This is a genomic window from Clostridium sp. AM42-4, from assembly GCF_003480105.1.
GTDB lineage: Bacteria > Bacillota > Clostridia > Lachnospirales > Lachnospiraceae > Brotaphodocola.
In genome coordinates this window covers 1-1,326 of record NZ_QUIK01000008.1, presented here as the reverse complement: position 1 = coordinate 1,326, position 1,326 = coordinate 1, and the positions used below count along the sequence as shown (strand labels likewise).

Annotated in this window: 2 protein-coding genes; both read right to left on the bottom strand. The window is 44.9% G+C overall.

What is annotated here, in order from left to right:
- Nucleotides 1-277 precede the first annotated feature (277 nt).
- Nucleotides 278-586, bottom strand: a complete 309-nt coding sequence (locus DW922_RS07735) for a hypothetical protein (protein ID WP_118719158.1) — start codon at nucleotides 584-586, stop codon at nucleotides 278-280.
- Nucleotides 587-1,225: a hypothetical protein gene (locus DW922_RS07730; RefSeq protein ID WP_118719156.1), complete on the bottom strand. Its 639-nt coding sequence runs from the start codon at nucleotides 1,223-1,225 to the stop codon at nucleotides 587-589.
- Nucleotides 1,226-1,326: the final 101 nt, after the last annotated feature.

The window sequence follows — 1,326 nt, the reverse complement described above, 5'->3', positions numbered from 1 at the left end:
GCGCCGTCAGGCGCACCTCGTAAAAGAAGCCGGACACTATCCTTCAGTATCCGGCTTCTTGCTGCGAATCTTCTGGCACCTTTAGCTCTGATAAACAAACAGACGGTTCATTCCCTCCTGCCACGGGTATTCGAATTCCAAATATATGATTTCTTTCCCAAAACGTGTAAATTTTTCTTTCCAAATACATTGCCGGATAATGTCCCAGCTTTTTTGATAGCTTAGCATCTGTTATCTTTACCGGTTTGGAGGAAACGGAACCGCTTATTTTTTTTCTTCATAAATCTCCCTCTTCATCACTCAGATACAGCTGCGAAAAAATAGTTTGGTAAATCTCATCCATATCTTCTTCCATATCCACAGACTCACAGAACCCGTAAAGATAGGTATAACTGTCAGTATCCACAGCAAATACCGTCCATTTCCTGGTATCCTCGTTCTCACCTGCGGTGTACGTTACGATATAAACCGGATAAGTCAGGTTCTCAGTATATTTCTCATTTGCTTTTGCAGATAGCAGTTCACAGGTATCCGTATCACTTAATGACAGGGCGCAGGCTGTCAGATAATCTTCCAGATCCTGCACCTACGGGGCAAACCGGGTCGGCTCTGCCGTATTTACTATAAGGATCTGGCCATCTTGTGTGAAATCCTCATAGCGGTACGTTCCATCCTCATTGTTTTCCGTTCGAAGGTTCTGCATATTGGTAAAGGGAAGCGCTCCGCCCATCAAAACAGGAATACGTTCACTCGGGATCAGATCCCCGCGGCCATCATCGTTCAGAGCATAGAGCTCCATAATTTTTTTGTCACAGACTACCGCATCATAGGCACTGTCCACAAACACAGGAACGCTGATATCCGGCGGTGTAAAAATCAAAAAGCTGCCATTTTCCAAAATTGTCGCGGTATCAGGGTCATAGTTCGGATTTACCGGCTTTTCATCCTCACAGTAAAACTGAACCTGAAAACCTCTGTCCAGTTCTTCCACCGTATATTTTCCCAGATCGATCTTAATGCTTTCGCCTTGGGCCAGTGTTGTCTCCAGGCGGTTCTCTCCCCAGTCTTTCCCATCCGTTTCTCTAATACGGATGTCTTCCGCAGGATATGTAGTACGGTTCACTACGGTGATTTCAAGTGGCTTTCTTCCTCCACCGCAGGCAGCAAGTCCAGGACACACTGCCAGTGTGATTACGGGAAATAAATTACTTTTCCATTTTTTCATCCTGCATTCCTCCTCTATTGGCTAAATGATAGGATGCAATTTCCTATCATATAAAAAAGGGGCTGTCGCACTAACGTGCGGCAGCTCATTTTATATATCCA

Excerpts from the sequence above, each read along its gene's own strand:
- DW922_RS07730 (WP_118719156.1), bottom strand. The coding sequence starts at position 1,225 with ATGAAAAAATGGAAAAGTAATTTATTTCCCGTAATCACACTGGCAGTG.